Genomic DNA, 767 nt, shown 5'->3' with positions numbered 1-767 from the left:
GGCGCACGCCAAGCCAAGGCGGGCCGCATCATCGCCATCGACACCAACCCGGCCAAGTTCGAGTTGGCTCGCAGTTTCGGTGCCACCGAGTGCATCAACCCCAAGGACCACGCGAAGCCAATTCACGAGGTTCTGATCGAGATGACCGGTTGGGGTGTTGACCACACCTTCGAATGCATCGGTAACGTCAACGTCATGCGTTCGGCGCTGGAAGCGGCCCACCGTGGCTGGGGCCAGTCGATCGTCATCGGTGTCGCCGGTGCCGGCAAGGAAATTTCGACCCGTCCGTTCCAGTTGGTTACTGGCCGGACCTGGAAGGGCTCTGCCTTCGGCGGCGTCAAGGGACGTACCCAGCTTCCAGGCATGGTGGAAGACGCGATGAAAGGCGAGATCGACCTGGCGCCGTTTGTCACCCACACCATGGGGCTCGATGAAATCAACGAAGCGTTCGACCTGATGCATGAAGGCAAGTCGATTCGCACCGTTATTCACTACTGATCACGACCTGATCGTTAAACATCAATACTCAAGGAAACACATTAAATGGCTACTCCAGTAATTTCCGGTAACGACATCTTCTCCCACGTGTTCTTCGGCGCCGCCGACATCAAGAAATCGTCCGCATTCTACGATGCGGCTCTGGGTGCCCTCGGCATCAAGAACCTGGGTCCTTTCGGTAACGATTGGGTGCTGTACGGCCGTGACAAGCCAGCGTTCATCATCGCCCGTCCAGGCAATGGTGCTGCACCTACCAGCAATGGCGTAAC

General features: G+C 57.8%; 1 protein-coding gene and 1 pseudogene. Both read left to right on the top strand.

Annotated elements, in window-relative coordinates; genetic code table 11:
• On the top strand, positions 1–498 hold a 498-nt coding region (locus tag D3M70_RS31615; RefSeq protein ID WP_165869949.1), incomplete at its 5' end, for a zinc-binding dehydrogenase.
• Between the two features lie 45 nt (positions 499–543).
• Positions 544–767 (top strand): annotated as a pseudogene (locus tag D3M70_RS31610) (VOC family protein); the annotation flags it as partial.

Origin of the sequence: Pseudomonas sp. LS-2, assembly GCF_003605735.1 — a bacterium.
Classification (GTDB): Bacteria; Pseudomonadota; Gammaproteobacteria; order Pseudomonadales; family Pseudomonadaceae; genus Aquipseudomonas.
The sequence above is the reverse complement of the archived record's forward strand: the minus strand, read 5'-3'. Positions and strand labels throughout refer to the sequence as shown.